Consider the following 13,508-nt stretch of genomic DNA (forward strand, 5'->3'; position numbering starts at 1 on the left):
ATTATCAATCCACAATTGATGATCAACTCAAAGTTTATCCTCTCGGTGACGCTGCGTGCATTTGGCTTGCCAGCGCCTGCGGTCGCTGGTCTTCTTTCGTCCAGACAATGCAGGGAGGACGCCATGCCCAAGGTGACTTATGAAAAGGACGGGCGGATTGCCCGGATCACACTGAACCGGCCGGAGGTAATGAACGCCATCGACGATGACGTTCCGCGTCAACTCAGCGCCGCCGTGGCCCGGGCCGATGCCGATGACGGTGTGCATGTGATGCTTCTGTCCGGCGCCGGCAAGGCGTTCTGTGCCGGTTATGACCTGACCTATTACGCCGAGGGCAATGGCGCGGGCGAGGTGACCCAGCCGATGCCGTGGGATCCGATCAAGGATTACCGTTTCATGTGGGCCAATACGCAACATTTCATGTCGCTCTTTCGCGCGCTCAAACCGGTGCTGTGCAAGGTGCACGGGTTCGCGGTGGCGGGTGGCTCGGACATTGCGCTGTGTTCCGACATGGTGATCATGGGCGAGGACGCCCGGATCGGTTACATGCCGACGCGGGTCTGGGGCTGCCCGACCACGGCGATGTGGGTTTATCGCCTCGGCCCGGAGCGCGCCAAGCGGATGCTGTTCACTGGTGACAAGATCACCGGCCGCGAGGCGGCCGAGATGGGGCTGGTTCTGAAGGCCGTGCCGGATGATCAGCTGGACGACGCGGTCGAGGAGATGGCAGCGCGGATGGCCTCGGTGCCGGTCAATCAGCTGGCGATGCAGAAGATGATGATCAACCAGCCGATGGAGGCCACGGTGAACGCCACCCAACGGCTGGCCACCGTGTTTGACGGCATCACACGGCATTCGCCCGAAGGCATCAACTTCAAGACCCGCGCCGAAGAGGTCGGCTGGAAACAGGCGGTGGAGGAACGCGACAGCGGAACCTGGGACTGGACAGCGAACGAGCCCCTGCCAAAAACGAACCGGTGACGTTGGTTTTGGCCTGAACCGGACCTGCACCAAAAAACTTCCGGCCCTTTCATCTGACCAAAAAATATCTCAGGGATCTGGTGAGGGTGTCCTCCAGCCGAAGGTCGGGAGACAAAATGCCATGCATTTTGCACCTTGTCGGTTTGCGCATGCAATTCGAAAGCCTGCTTCAAGCCATAGCTGAAATCTCGCGAACGCGCCTTGATTACCCGTTCCTTTGAATGCGTAGCGCCTGGCCGGTTATCCCGGCTTGCGCGCGACGATAAAGCGGCGCGGCGGCTTGTCCGGGTAATTCCCGGTCTCGACAATCTCCAGCCCGGCGCGCGTGATCGCCTCTTCCAATGCCCGTACGCTGATCTTGCGGAAATAGGGCGCTTTGCCGATCAATTGCATCACCGGCAGCACCAGTAAAAGGCCGCGCATCCAAAGCGGCACTCCGGTTCCGGTCATGCAGACCGTCTTGGAAATGAACAGTCCTCCGGGGCGTAGCCGCGCGGAAATATCCGCAAGGCTGCCATTCAAATCCCGCAGCAGGTGCAACAAGTTGAACCCCATCACCACGTCAAATGGCCCCTCGGGCAGGTCTTCGACCGGTGCCACGGAAAACGTCACGTTCTCAGCCCCCGCCTCCAGCGCCCGCTGCCGGGCAATCCCGATCATCGCCGGCGCGAGGTCGGTGCCGAGAATTCCCTCGGCATCGGGGGCCAGCTTGATCGCCGTCGTCCCGGTCCCACACCCAATCTCCAGCACCCGGTCAGTCGGCTTGAAGTTGGCCCGCGTCCGGTCAAGCGTCTGCTGATAGGCGGCCTCGTCCCGGATCGGGCCCTTGGCGTATTTACTAGCGATCCGGTCCCAGAACTGGAGATCTTTCATGGTGCTCATGGCGGTTGTCCTTGTTTGCCTTACCACAAGGCTAACCTATGCGTAGAACTCGTGGAATTGCCAAAATCCGCAGGGCTGCTATACGAAATCGCATGAACTGGGATGCCATGGATTTCGATTGGAACCAGCTGCGGGGCTTTCTGGCCACCGCCGAAGAGGGTTCTCTGTCCGCTGCCGCGCGGGTGCTTGGCCTGACGCAGCCTACCCTTGGCCGCCAGGTCACGGCGCTGGAAGAGGCCCTAGGTGTGGCGCTCTTCGAACGGGTCGGGCGCGGATTGGTCCTGACCCTGTCGGGGCGCGAACTCCTGCCCCATGCCCGCGCCATGGGCGAGGCCGCCGCACGGGTTTCGTTGGCGGCGGCCGGGCAGGCCCAGGCCATCGAGGGAAAGATCACCCTCACCGCGTCGGACATGTTCTCGGCCCATTTCCTGCCGCCGGTCCTGTCGCGCCTGCGCGAGGTTGCGCCCCGGCTGGAACTCGAGGTGGTCGCTACCAATGACATTCGCGATATCCTGCGCCGCGAGGCCGATATCGCCATTCGCCACCTGCGGCCGACAGAGCCTGATCTGATCGCCAGATTGGTACGCGAGGCCACGGCGCATTTCTACGCTTCCGCCGGCTATATCGCCCGCAATGGCCTCCCCCGAACCAAGGCCGACCTCTCCCGGCACGATTTCATCGGCATGGGCGATAATGCCCAGTATATCGCCCATCTTGACGCGATCGGCATCACGGTGACGGACGAACAATTCCGCGTCAGTTCGGCCAATGGCAATGTCGCATGGGAAATGGCCTGCCAGGGGTTGGGCATCATCGCCATGTCTGACGAGGTGGCAGGGCAAACGCCGGACATGGAGCGCCTGTTGCCCGAGATGGAGCCGATCACATTTCCGATCTGGTTGGTGACGCACCGGGAATTGCACAGCGCCGCGCGAATCCGGCTGGTTTACGACATGCTGGCGGATATGCTTTCGCAAAAGCCGTAGTCGCTGACACATCAATGCAACTGCGGTGGGACGACGTGAGCGTTCGCGGCAATTGCCCCGATGCTGGCAATGGGGGTGGTCATGGGGGGCTAATTGAACCGAGTTCCGTGTTGGCCTACAACAACGCAGCACTCTGGTTTGAATGTCCAAACCACTGGAAGGAAACTGGAAAGAAACACGAAGCATGATTGCCTATGTCACAGTCGGCGCAGATGACATCGCGCGTGCGAAACGGTTTTACTGCGCGTTCCTGCCAGCTCTTGGTTACGAGTTGGAGGAGGGGCCTGCTGGTCTAAGTTACACGCTGCCCGTACAGCTTGGCCAATCTCCTGTTTTGCCCGATTTTTACGTCAAACCAACCTTCGACGGACACCCGGCCTCGGCTGGCAACGGTTCCATGGTTGCATTCGAGGCGCGCAATCAAAAACAGGTTCGTGACCTTCATGCCGCCGCGCTTGACGCAGGCGGTTCCGACGAAGGCCAGCCAGGCTTTCGCGACATTTATGGTCCGCATTTCTTTGTCGGGTACCTGCGCGACCCTCAAGGCAACAAGATCGCGATGTTCTCCAGCGATCCAGGCGAACCCGGGCGAGACGACTAACGTCAATACCGCCGATGGACCCGCCGCCGGATCATCGGCCGCGCCTTGGCCCTTTCGCGGAAGAACACGAACAGCCCGGCGCCGACGATCAGCACCGTGCCGACCCAAACCCAAAGCCCGGGTAATTCATTCCAGATGAGCCAGCCCCACAGGATCGCCATCGGCAATCCGACATATTCGAACGGTGCCACCGTGGCAGCATTGGCCATGCGGTAGGCTTGGGAAATCGCGTAGCCGATCACCGCCGAGTTCATCCCCAGTCCCAATAGCAGCCAGCGGTCGATCCCTTCCGGGATCACCCAGGGTCGCAGCAGGAACCGCAGGCTCTCGTTCTCAGTCACATCGGCAAACCGTCCATCCCCCGCCACCAGCCAGACCAGCAGCGACACGATGATGAACATGCCCTGGATATAGACCGCCATGGCCGAGGCCTTGCTCGCGACCCCCAGTTTCCGGGTCAGAACCTGGTTGAGTGCATAACACGCCGCCGCGATCACCGGCAGCGCCAGCACCCAGCGGCTCACCCCGCCCGGGGCTTCACCGGCCCAGGGCTGCATCATCAGCAGCACGCCCAGGAAACCGACGATCACCGCTCCGAGGCGCAGCGGCCCGACCTTTTCGCCAAGGATCGGGATCGACATCAACGTGATCATAAGGGGCGCTACGAAAAACAGCGCCGTGGCATCGGCCAGCGGGATTACCGCCAGCGCGGTGAAAAAGGTGAGGTTCGAAATCACGATGACGATGCCACGCAGCGCATGCAGCCCCGGCGTGCGGGTCTTCAGGATATGCCAGCCGCCTTCCAGTTGCACGAAGATCAATGAGAACATGATCCCGATCGCCGAACGGATTAGCACGATTTCATGCAGCGGATAGCCGCCCGACAGTTGCTTGACCAGCATGTCGTTGATCGAAATCGCCGCCATTGCGCCGACAATGAAACCGATCCCCGCGGCGGGGTTGTTCTGGGCCTGCGTTTGCATTCGGTATCCTCTCTCCCCGGCGCTATCACGCGGGCCAAGGCAGCGATAGCCGCTTTGCGACATGAAACACGACATCGCCCATTTGCCTCTTTCCGGAAAGCCGCTAGGCTCGCCCGGCTGAACAGGAGCGCACCCATGCAAGCCCCCACCCGCCCGATCGTAGATATCCGTGGTCTGACCAAGACCTACGACAACGGCCCTACCGCTCTCGAACCGCTTGACCTGCGGATCGACAAGGGTGAGATACTGGCTCTTCTGGGGCCCAATGGCGCCGGAAAAACAACCCTGATATCAATGCTCTGCGGTCTGGTTTCACCTTCGGGTGGCACCGCCACCGTCTCGGGTCATGACATCATCGCCGACTACCGCGCCGCGCGCCATTTGATCGGGCTGGTGCCCCAGGAAATCAGCCTGGAACCCTTCACCCGGGTCTGGGATTCGGTCAGCTTCACCCGTGGCCTTTTTGGATTGAAACGTGACGACGCCAAGCTCGATGAGATTCTGCGCCGCCTGTCGCTCTGGGACAAACGTCGGGCCCGGATCAACGAACTTTCCGGTGGCATGAAACGCCGCGTTCTGATCGCCAAGGCGCTGGCGCATGACCCAAAGGTTTTGTTCCTTGATGAGCCTACCGCCGGGGTCGACGTCGAGTTGCGCCGCGACATGTGGGAGATCGTGGCTGATCTGAAGAAATCCGGCGTCACCATCATCCTGACCACCCATTACATCGAAGAAGCCGAGGCCATCGCCGACCGGATCGGCGTGATCAACAAGGGCCGACTGCTTTTGGTCGAGGAAAAACACGCGCTGATCTCGCGCATGGGGCGCAAGGAATTGCGCATTGCCCTGCGCGCACCCTGCGCGGCTGTGCCTGAAACACTTGCCGAGTACGACTTGGAACGGTCCGCGGATGGCATGACCCTGACCTATCACTACGATACACGACGCGAGAGCACCGGCATCACCCGCCTGCTGCAGGACATCGCCAGTGCCGGGCTGCTCCTTGCTGATCTTGAAACCCGCCAATCCAGCCTCGAGGAAATATTCGTTGACCTTGTGCGTGATGGTCAAAAGGAGGATGCGGCATGAATTGGCACGGCTTCTGGGCGATATACACATCTGAAATGACACGCTTTTTCCGCACTTTCGTGCAAAGCTTCATCTCGCCGATCCTGTCGACCTCGCTCTATTTTGTGGTCTTCGGCACCGCTATCGGGAGCCGGATTCAAGAAGTTGAAGGCGTCTCCTACGGCGCCTTCATCGTGCCCGGGCTGATCATGCTGTCCGTTATGACCCAGGCAATTTCCAACGCATCCTTCGGCATCTATTTCCCGCGCTTCATCGGCACCATCTACGAGGTGCTTTCGGCCCCGGTCAGTTTCTTGGAGATCGTGCTCGGCTATGTCGGCGCGGCGGCGACTAAGGCGCTGTTTATCGGCCTGGTGATCCTAGGCACCGCGACCTTCTTTGTCGATGTGACCATCCAGGCGCCGGTTGCCATGCTGGCCTTCATGATCCTGACCTGCACCAGTTTTGCGCTTTTCGGCTTCATCATCGGCATCTGGGCGCAGAATTTCGAACAGCTCCAGCTGATCCCGCTGCTTGTGGTCACGCCGCTGGTGTTCCTTGGCGGGGCGTTCTACTCGATCTCGATGCTGCCGCCGGTCTGGCAGACCATCTCCTTCTTCAACCCGGTGGTTTACCTGATTTCGGGTTTCCGCTGGGCGTTCTTTGGGGCAGGCGACGTGCCAGTGCTGGTCTCGCTTCTGGCGATAGGCGGCTTTACCGTGGTTTGCCTCGGCGTGATCTGGTGGATTTTCAAATCGGGCTACCGTATCAAACCCTAGCGTCCGATCCGGTCAGCAACAATTGCCGGTCCTGGCTTTGGCGTGCCAAAAAAAACACCGCCCGCTTCAATCATGAAACGGGCGGGGCAGGGCAAGGTCGGGCACGGTACCGCCCGACGAGTTTCGCTCAAATCGCGACGAGTTCGTCTTCCAGCAAAAGGTCCGGTTCCGGCGGAGTTTCCGTCTCGGCTTCCGTTTCGCCGAGGCTCAGCGCAGCAATCAACTCCAGACCGCCGTCATCGCCGGTGCTGGCGTCGTCAAGCGCGCCGTTTGCAATCGCCTCATCATAAGCCGCAATCAGCTCTTCAGGGCTCTGGAAGCCGCCGTCAGGTGCATCGATACGGAACAGTTCCTGCGGGATTTCGATGGGATTGCCGCTTTCGTCGATACCCGGGACCAGTTCATAGAAGATGACCGATTCAACCTCGGACAGGGCATATTCCGGGTCTGCGCCGTACGTGTCCACGTAGAAGTTCACGTAGTTTTCGAACGTCCCCTCTTCGTCTTCGGGCAGGTCGTCCTCGAATACGAAAACGCCATTTTCGATACCGCCGTTAGCACCGATTTCAACGCCGAAGCCAACCTTGTCGAAAACCGGATCTTCAGGGTCTTCCGGTTCTTCGGGGTCGTCAGAGACAGCCTTGATGGATCCATCGTCGGTTGTCGTCGACGTGGCGCGGATGCCGAAAACATCGACATCGTCTATGCTTGCGACATCCAGCTCGATCGTCAATGTGTCACCGGCCGAGATATAGGTTTCCTTGTCTGCTCCATCCGGACCAAGCCCCGGGTCGCTGAGCCGCGCGGCGTCGTCCCACTGGACTTCTCCGTCGTAGAGGCGGACACCATTCATGTTGAGCGGGCCAGCCAGCATTGCACTTTCGCCGGAAAAGTCGTCGTCGCCGAAATAGACGGCGTTCACATCCATGGCACCTTCGATGACCGTGATATCTGCACGGATCGTGCCATTTTCTTCATACAGACTGACCGTGTAGGACAGCCCTTCCATTTCATACGTAAAGACCTTTTCATAAACAGGCATCGAAATCTCCTTCGGGCACAGTAATTTCTCAGGCCGCTGAATTCGGACATTGCTCCACAGCCTGGTCGCATCAATGACATAAAGAAGACACAATATTGGCGGAAATGTGGCGTATTATAAGGGTTTACGGAAACAAACTGTTTCCTTCGGCCGAGCCCGCGCGGGGCATTGAGGCCTGGACTTGGTAGATGTGGTTGGTTGTTGAGGCAGGATGGCCGTTGCGTCGGTGGCCATTGCGAAATCCCGAAAACTCTTGCTGCGAACAGACTCCTGCATTTCTGGAAGCTGTTTCGAACTTGGCCAGTCGGCGGCGGTTTCAAGAGCATTCGAAATCAATGGATTTACACGTGCCCGTTGCCCGGCAACCGAAAGAGGCCCTGGTCGGTTTTGCGGGCGCGCCGAGTACAACAAGCGGTCCCTGCTGGAGCTGAAGGGGCGCAACGGGTGACAATTGGGACCGGGTCGTGACTTTTTTGCCCGGATTTTCGAGTATTTTTGGCAAGATGAAAGGACGGGGAGGGGCGGCTTCTTGTCTCCGAAGGCGCCGGTCTCTACATGGGCTTTCATGAAACGCTTCATCCCTTTCGTGAAATCTCCGCCGCGCGTGGCGGTGATCCGGCTCCAGGGTGCCATAGGTACCGGTCGGATGCCGCTCAATGACGAGGCGCTCGCGCCAGTTATCGAGAAGGCCTTCAAACGCGGCAAACCCACCGCCGTGGCGCTGCTGATCAACTCGCCCGGCGGTTCACCGGTGCAAAGCGCGCGGATCGCTGGCCGCATCCGGCGGTTGGCGGAAGAAAAGGAGATCCCGGTTCATGCCTTTGTCGAGGATGTCGCGGCCTCGGGGGGGTATTGGCTGGCTTGCGCTGCAGATGACATCTTCGCCGATCCGGCGTCGATTATCGGCTCGATCGGAGTGATATCGGGTGGCTTTGGCGCGCATGACTTCATCGCCAAGCACGGCATTGAACGGCGCATCTACACCGCTGGCACCGCCAAGTCGCAGCTCGACATGTTCAAGCCGGAACAGTCCGAGGATGTGGCGCGGCTGAAGGCGATCCTCGAGCAAATGCACGCGGTCTTCATTGACCACGTGAAAACCGGCCGCGGCGACCGTCTGGCGGATGAGGATGTGTTCACCGGTGAGTTCTGGCTGGCCGGGCGCGGGCTGGAGCTAGGTCTGATCGACGGTATCGGACATCTGGAGCCGAAGCTGAAAGAACTATATGGCGATGACGTGCAATTGATCCCCTATGGCCGTCGTAAACCCTGGGCCAGCCGCTTTGGCATGCAACTGGCGGGAGACGCGATGGCAGCGATAGAGGAGCGGGCGCTGTTGTCCCGTTACGGTCTCTGATCCATGCTGGCCAAGATCGTCGTCCTGTTCCTTGTCTTCATCGCCGTGTTGGGCATGTTTGGCAAACTGCGCGTGCCGGGCGCGAAAAAGCTGGCCGACAAGCGTTGCCCGAAATGCGGCAAGTTCCGTATCGGACGCGGCCCTTGTAATTGTGACAAGAAGGGCTAGGCGATGGACTGGATTTACGCCACGCTCGGCCTCGTGATCCTGCTTCTGGCGGGGGACAGCCTTGTGCGCGGGGCGGTCAACATGTCGCTGCGCTTGGGCGTTCCAGCTCTGATCGTGTCGCTGACCATCGTCGCCTTCGGCACTTCGGCGCCCGAGCTTCTGATCGCGATCAGGGCTCTGGCCGACAACGCGCCGGGCATCGCCATGGGCAACGTGGTAGGGTCGAATACCGCCAATATCCTGATGGTTTTGGGGGTGCCGGCGCTGCTTGCCACGCTGCACAGCTCCGAATGCGAGACCCGCAAGACCTATCTTTACATGATGTTTGCGTCGCTTCTGTTCATCGCTCTGGCGTTTCGCGGGGTGTTCGACTGGCCTGCCGGTTTGGTTCTTTTGGCGGCGCTGACCTTTGTTCTGGGCGATAGTTTTCTGCATGCCCGCCGCCACCGCAGGGAAATGGCGGGGCTTTCAGTCGACCTGGACGAGGAAGAAGAGGTCGAAGGCGCTGACCCCGACATGCCCTGGTGGAAAATCGTCGTTTTCCTGGTGCTGGGGCTGGTGGGCTTGCCGCTGGGCGCGGATCTTCTGGTCGATAGCTCGATCAATATCGCGCGCATGTTCGGTGTCTCCGAGGTGGTCATCGGCCTGACCCTGGTGGCGGTCGGCACGTCCTTGCCCGAACTGGCCACCACGGTGATGGCAGCTATCCGTCAGCAGGCCGACGTGGCGCTTGGTAACGTGATCGGCTCGAACATGTTCAACCTGCTGGCCATTATCGGCATCACCGCTCTGATCGGCGACATCCCGGTCGACGCATCCTTCCTGCGCTTTGACTTGTGGGTCATGCTGGCTGCGTCTGCTTTGCTGATCCCTTTCGTGTTCTTCAAACGTGACATCACCCGCATCTGGGGGGTGAGCCTGAGCGTGTTCTACGTCACCTATATCATTGTGGTGCTGGGATGAGCGGTGCGGCACTCATTACCGGTGGGGCTGACCGGCTGGGCGCAGCGATGGCGCGGGCGCTGGCGGCGCGGGGCATGGCCGTGGCGGTGCATTATCATTCAAACGCCGACAAGGCCGCCGCCCTTGTGGAGGAACTGCGGGAGCAGGGTGTCCGGGCGGTCGCGTTGCAGGCCGACCTGCTGGATGAGGCGCAGGTCACGCCGCTGGTGGGCGAGGCCAGCGCGGCGCTGGGACAACCGCTCACCTGCCTGATCAACAACGCCTCTATCTTTGAGTATGACACTCTGCAGACCGGCACTCGGGCCAGCTGGGACCGGCATATGGAATCGAACCTGCGCGCGCCATTTGTCCTGTCACAGCAATTTGCCGCACAGGCGCCGCAGGCCGGGACTGACGAGAGCGGTGAACCGATCGCGCGGGCTCTGATCATCAACATGGTCGACCAGCGCGTGCGCAAGCTGACGCCCGAATTCGCCTCCTACACCATCGCAAAGATGGGGCTGTGGGCCCTGACCCAGACGGCTGCGCAATCGCTGGCCCCCAATGTTCGGGTCAACGCCATCGGTCCCGGCCCGACCCTGATCGGTGCACGGCAAAGCGAGGCGCATTTCGTCCGCCAGCGCGCCAACACGGTTTTACAGCGCGGTTCCAACCCCGCTGACATCACTGCCGCGCTGGCCTATTTTATCGACGCCCCGGCCGTGACGGGACAGCTTCTTTGCGTTGATGGAGGGCAGCACCTGGGTTGGAAAACCCCCGACATTCTTGGGCCAGAGTGACACCCGGGTCTTTCCCTCTGCGACAAGTTGTGCACCTTGGCGGAACTCGTCACCAAAGCGTTACAAAATCTTTAATGTTTTCAATATTTTGGCCGGTGTGTAAAAAAGAAACCTTTGTTTTCAGGGGCTTGAGAAACTGCCTAAAAATTAGGCAATTCAGCGAAACGGGCCAAAAACAAGGGAAAATCGGGCCCGCTGACAAGATACACCCAGAGTTATCCACAAGAATCGTGGATGCCTTTTCTCTTGCCCCGGGGTTGGTAACATTGCAGCACGCCGCAAAGAATCAAGAACCGGGGCAATGATGCAGGACGATCCCGAAAAGCTGACCCAAGGTAAGGTGGAGCTTCCCACCGGGCATCAGGTTATCGCCGGCTACCTCAAGACGCTCGATGCATCGCCCGGGGTCTACCGGATGCTCGATGCCCAGGCCCGGGTGCTATATGTTGGCAAGGCCCGCAACCTGCGCGCGCGGGTGTCGAATTACTCCCGCCCGACCGGCCATTCAGCCCGCATCGCCCGGATGATCCGGGAAACTGCCTCGATGATGTTCCTGACCACGCGGACGGAAACCGAGGCGCTGCTGCTGGAACAGAACCTGATCAAGCAACTGAAGCCGCGCTACAACGTGCTTTTGCGCGACGACAAGAGCTTTCCCAACATTCTTGTCACCGACCACCCGTTCCCAATGATCAAGAAGCACCGCGGCGCCCGCAAGGAAAAGGGTAGCTACTATGGCCCCTTCGCCAGCGCCGGGGCGGTGAACCGGTCATTGGCGCAATTGCAGCGCGTTTTCCTGCTGCGCAACTGCTCGGACGCGATGTTTGAATCCCGCACGCGCCCCTGCCTGCAATTCCAAATCAAGCGCTGCACCGCCCCCTGTGTCGGCAAGATCAGCGAAGAGGATTACGCTGAGGCGGTACGCGACGCCGAACGCTATCTTTCCGGCCGCTCGACCGAGATCCAGGAAAAGCTGGCCACTGACATGCAGGCGGCCAGCGACGCGCTGGAATTCGAAAAAGCCGCGGCCTTGCGCGACCGGATCAAAGCCCTGACGCAAGTTCAGACGGCCCAGGGCATCAACCCGCGCTCAACCTCAGAGGCCGATGTCATCGCCCTGCACCTGGAAAACGGTCAGGCCTGTGTGCAGGTCTTTTTCATTCGCGCCAATCAGAACTGGGGCAATCGCGATTTCTATCCCCGGGTCGGATCAGCCGAGATCGACGAGGCGGAAGTCCTTGAAGCTTTCATCGGCCAGTTTTACGCCACCAAGGAGCCGCCCAAGCAATTGCTCCTGTCCCACGCGATCGAAAACGCCGACCTGATGACGCAGGCCCTGTCCGAGAAGGCCGGACGCAAGGTTGAGCTCCTTGTTCCCCAACGCGGTGAAAAGGCCGAGCTGGTCTCGGGTGCCGAGCGTAACGCCCGCGAAAGCCTGGCCCGCAAGATGGCCGAGACCGCGACCCAGGCAAAACTGCTCAAGGGGCTGGCTGATGCGTTTTCGCTTGATGCCCCGCCGGGTCGGATCGAGGTCTACGACAACTCTCATATTCAGGGGGCCCATGCGGTGGGTGCAATGATCGTCGCCGGCCCCGATGGGCTGATGAAGAACCAGTATCGCAAATTCAACATCCGTGGGGACGATCTCACTCCGGGCGATGACTTCGGCATGATGAAAGAGGTGTTGAAACGCCGCTTCAAACGGCTGTTGAAGGAAGACCCTGATCGGGCCGAGGGCCATTGGCCGGACCTGCTGCTGATCGATGGCGGGGCAGGGCAAGTCTCGGCCGTTGCGTCTATCATGGCGGAAATAGGCGTCTCTGATATCCCCATGGTCGGTGTCGCCAAGGGCATCGACCGCGACGCCGGGAAAGAAGAATTCCACCGCCAGGGCGCGCGCCCCTTTGCGCTGCGCCACAACGACCCGGTGCTCTATTTCATTCAGCGCCTTCGGGACGAGGCGCACCGTTTTGCCATTGGGACGCACCGCGCCAAACGCGCCAAGGCTATCGGAGCCACGCCCCTGGATGACGTTCCCGGAGTGGGGGCCACCCGTAAACGCGCGCTATTGGCCCATTTCGGCAGCGCCAAGGCTGTAAGCCGTGCCGCCCTGGCCGATCTCAAGGCGGTTGATGGCGTCTCGGACAACCTTGCTGAAACGATCTACGATTTCTTTCACGAAAATGGCTGATGCGCGGACCGCGCCGGGTCATTCGAACCTGTAGCTGAAGGCGGCAATGTCGTCGGCGTAGAGTTCGGACACGAGATCGCGTGCCATTGGGGTCAACTCGTCACGGTAACTGCCGTGCCGGGTTTGGTTCTTGTGGGGTAGCGCAGCCACGACTCGCAGACGGGCGCAGACACGGGCGAAATCCTCGGCGTAGTTTTCCACCTTGCCGACAAAATCGACGATCTGATTGCCATCGTCGTCGTAAACAAAGTCGACCTGCTGACCGGCTCCCTTGGCATGAAGGTGGGTCACGAAATCCTCGAGCGTGCCGTTGGTGGCCAGATCGTGATATGCAGAGTCCGGGCGTTTCTTGTGGAAGTGATATTCCGACACCACCCTTGACCACGGATTGCGTACAAAGGCAAAGCTGTAGAATTCGTGCCAGGTGTCGGAGCCGATGATGTTGCGCAAGCGGCGTGCGGTTGCATGGGACGTGGCCACGTCGATGCCATAGACGTCACGCCGCGAGGTGCGGGTGGCGAAGTATTGAACGAAACGCTCGCTTGGATTCAGCGTGTAGGCCCGCAACGCCTTGCGGACGCTTTTGCCACCGGTCTTGGGGATATGGACAAAGACGAATCCTCGCCGGTAACTGATCATTGCAACACGAGTCCTGCTTAAACTGTGTGTTTTCGGGTCACCCCCCTGCGTCCGGGGGAATTCAGGGTGAAACGTTGCCGTTCCGAATT

14 protein-coding genes are annotated in these 13,508 nt (G+C 60.1%); 10 read left to right on the forward strand and 4 right to left on the reverse strand.

The genetic code is table 11. The annotated features are described in order from the left end of the window. Positions 1-123: 123 nt before the first annotated feature. Entirely contained in the window at positions 124-981 is an 858-nt protein-coding gene (locus tag RXV86_RS13830; protein WP_316300829.1) for a crotonase/enoyl-CoA hydratase family protein, read from the forward strand. A 240-nt stretch (positions 982-1,221) separates the two neighbouring features. Here RXV86_RS13830 and RXV86_RS13835 read toward each other — a convergent pair whose 3' ends face one another. Then, entirely contained in the window at positions 1,222-1,863 is a 642-nt protein-coding gene (locus tag RXV86_RS13835) for a class I SAM-dependent methyltransferase (protein ID WP_316300831.1), read from the reverse strand. Positions 1,864-1,955: 92 nt separating this feature from the next. On the opposite strand from RXV86_RS13835, the gene RXV86_RS13840 reads away from it, so the two are divergent. Both RXV86_RS13840 and RXV86_RS13845 read left to right on the forward strand, forming a co-directional pair. Further along, positions 1,956-2,849, forward strand: a complete 894-nt coding sequence (locus RXV86_RS13840) for a LysR family transcriptional regulator (protein ID WP_316300832.1) — start codon at positions 1,956-1,958, stop codon at positions 2,847-2,849. A gap of 184 nt (positions 2,850-3,033) precedes the next feature. After that, positions 3,034-3,450, forward strand: a complete 417-nt coding sequence (locus RXV86_RS13845; RefSeq protein ID WP_316300833.1) for a VOC family protein — start codon at positions 3,034-3,036, stop codon at positions 3,448-3,450. 2 nt (positions 3,451-3,452) lie between these two features. Here the strand turns inward: RXV86_RS13845 and RXV86_RS13850 are convergent, their stop codons facing one another. Next, positions 3,453-4,433, reverse strand: coding sequence for a DMT family transporter (locus RXV86_RS13850; RefSeq protein WP_316300834.1), 981 nt, complete (start codon positions 4,431-4,433; stop codon positions 3,453-3,455). Positions 4,434-4,568: 135 nt separating this feature from the next. On the opposite strand from RXV86_RS13850, the gene RXV86_RS13855 reads away from it, so the two are divergent. Together RXV86_RS13855 and RXV86_RS13860 are read left to right on the forward strand one after the other, a co-directional pair. Further along, positions 4,569-5,522 (forward strand): ABC transporter ATP-binding protein, encoded by a 954-nt coding sequence (locus RXV86_RS13855; protein ID WP_316300835.1) that lies wholly within the window; start codon positions 4,569-4,571, stop codon positions 5,520-5,522. Continuing rightward, on the forward strand, positions 5,519-6,280 hold the full coding sequence (locus RXV86_RS13860; RefSeq protein ID WP_316300836.1) for an ABC transporter permease: 762 nt from the start codon (positions 5,519-5,521) through the stop codon (positions 6,278-6,280). Before RXV86_RS13855 ends, RXV86_RS13860 begins: the two co-directional genes overlap by 4 nt. Before the next feature lie 127 nt (positions 6,281-6,407). Here the strand turns inward: RXV86_RS13860 and RXV86_RS13865 are convergent, their stop codons facing one another. Further along, positions 6,408-7,322, reverse strand: a complete 915-nt coding sequence (locus RXV86_RS13865; protein WP_316300837.1) for a hypothetical protein — start codon at positions 7,320-7,322, stop codon at positions 6,408-6,410. Between the two features lie 565 nt (positions 7,323-7,887). Here RXV86_RS13865 and RXV86_RS13870 point away from each other — a divergent pair. The 5 genes from RXV86_RS13870 (at position 7,888) to uvrC (ending at position 12,780) form a co-directional block, all read left to right on the forward strand. Continuing rightward, positions 7,888-8,679 carry a S49 family peptidase gene (locus tag RXV86_RS13870; protein WP_316300838.1) on the forward strand — a complete coding sequence of 264 codons (792 nt, stop codon included), beginning with the start codon at positions 7,888-7,890 and terminating at the stop codon, positions 8,677-8,679. A gap of 3 nt (positions 8,680-8,682) precedes the next feature. Beyond that, on the forward strand, positions 8,683-8,847 hold the full coding sequence (locus RXV86_RS13875) for a hypothetical protein (RefSeq protein WP_316300839.1): 165 nt from the start codon (positions 8,683-8,685) through the stop codon (positions 8,845-8,847). A 3-nt stretch (positions 8,848-8,850) separates the two neighbouring features. Beyond that, on the forward strand, positions 8,851-9,810 hold the full coding sequence (locus RXV86_RS13880; protein ID WP_316300840.1) for a calcium/sodium antiporter: 960 nt from the start codon (positions 8,851-8,853) through the stop codon (positions 9,808-9,810). Further along, positions 9,807-10,589: an SDR family oxidoreductase gene (locus RXV86_RS13885; protein ID WP_316300841.1), complete on the forward strand. Its 783-nt coding sequence runs from the start codon at positions 9,807-9,809 to the stop codon at positions 10,587-10,589. The genes RXV86_RS13880 and RXV86_RS13885 overlap by 4 nt, the downstream gene beginning before the upstream one ends. A gap of 304 nt (positions 10,590-10,893) precedes the next feature. Then, complete coding sequence (gene uvrC / locus RXV86_RS13890; RefSeq protein WP_316301086.1) at positions 10,894-12,780, forward strand: excinuclease ABC subunit UvrC; 1,887 nt, start codon at positions 10,894-10,896, stop codon at positions 12,778-12,780. Between the two features lie 18 nt (positions 12,781-12,798). Here the strand turns inward: uvrC and RXV86_RS13895 are convergent, their stop codons facing one another. Next, a complete protein-coding gene (locus RXV86_RS13895; RefSeq protein WP_316300842.1) occupies positions 12,799-13,419 on the reverse strand; it encodes a sulfotransferase family 2 domain-containing protein in 621 nt (206 codons plus the stop codon). Positions 13,420-13,508: the final 89 nt, after the last annotated feature.

This window comes from Aliisedimentitalea sp. MJ-SS2, from assembly GCF_032586155.1.
Taxonomy (GTDB): Bacteria; Pseudomonadota; Alphaproteobacteria; order Rhodobacterales; family Rhodobacteraceae; genus JAWHTC01.

Bases quoted from the DNA above. Each gene is read 5' to 3' on its own strand.
- RXV86_RS13845 (WP_316300833.1), top strand. From the start codon at position 3,034: ATGATTGCCTATGTCACAGTCGGCGCAGATGACATCGCGCGTGCGAAA.
- RXV86_RS13875 (WP_316300839.1), top strand. From the start codon at position 8,683: ATGCTGGCCAAGATCGTCGTCCTGTTCCTTGTCTTCATCGCCGTGTTG.
- RXV86_RS13885 (WP_316300841.1), top strand. From the start codon at position 9,807: ATGAGCGGTGCGGCACTCATTACCGGTGGGGCTGACCGGCTGGGCGCA.
- RXV86_RS13865 (WP_316300837.1), bottom strand. From the start codon at position 7,322: ATGCCTGTTTATGAAAAGGTCTTTACGTATGAAATGGAAGGGCTGTCC.
- RXV86_RS13895 (WP_316300842.1), bottom strand. From the start codon at position 13,419: ATGATCAGTTACCGGCGAGGATTCGTCTTTGTCCATATCCCCAAGACC.
- RXV86_RS13880 (WP_316300840.1), top strand. From the start codon at position 8,851: ATGGACTGGATTTACGCCACGCTCGGCCTCGTGATCCTGCTTCTGGCG.
- RXV86_RS13835 (WP_316300831.1), bottom strand. From the start codon at position 1,863: ATGAGCACCATGAAAGATCTCCAGTTCTGGGACCGGATCGCTAGTAAA.
- uvrC (WP_316301086.1), top strand. From the start codon at position 10,894: ATGCAGGACGATCCCGAAAAGCTGACCCAAGGTAAGGTGGAGCTTCCC.
- RXV86_RS13830 (WP_316300829.1), top strand. From the start codon at position 124: ATGCCCAAGGTGACTTATGAAAAGGACGGGCGGATTGCCCGGATCACA.
- RXV86_RS13840 (WP_316300832.1), top strand. From the start codon at position 1,956: ATGAACTGGGATGCCATGGATTTCGATTGGAACCAGCTGCGGGGCTTT.
- RXV86_RS13850 (WP_316300834.1), bottom strand. From the start codon at position 4,433: ATGCAAACGCAGGCCCAGAACAACCCCGCCGCGGGGATCGGTTTCATT.
- RXV86_RS13855 (WP_316300835.1), top strand. From the start codon at position 4,569: ATGCAAGCCCCCACCCGCCCGATCGTAGATATCCGTGGTCTGACCAAG.
- RXV86_RS13860 (WP_316300836.1), top strand. From the start codon at position 5,519: ATGAATTGGCACGGCTTCTGGGCGATATACACATCTGAAATGACACGC.
- RXV86_RS13870 (WP_316300838.1), top strand. From the start codon at position 7,888: ATGAAACGCTTCATCCCTTTCGTGAAATCTCCGCCGCGCGTGGCGGTG.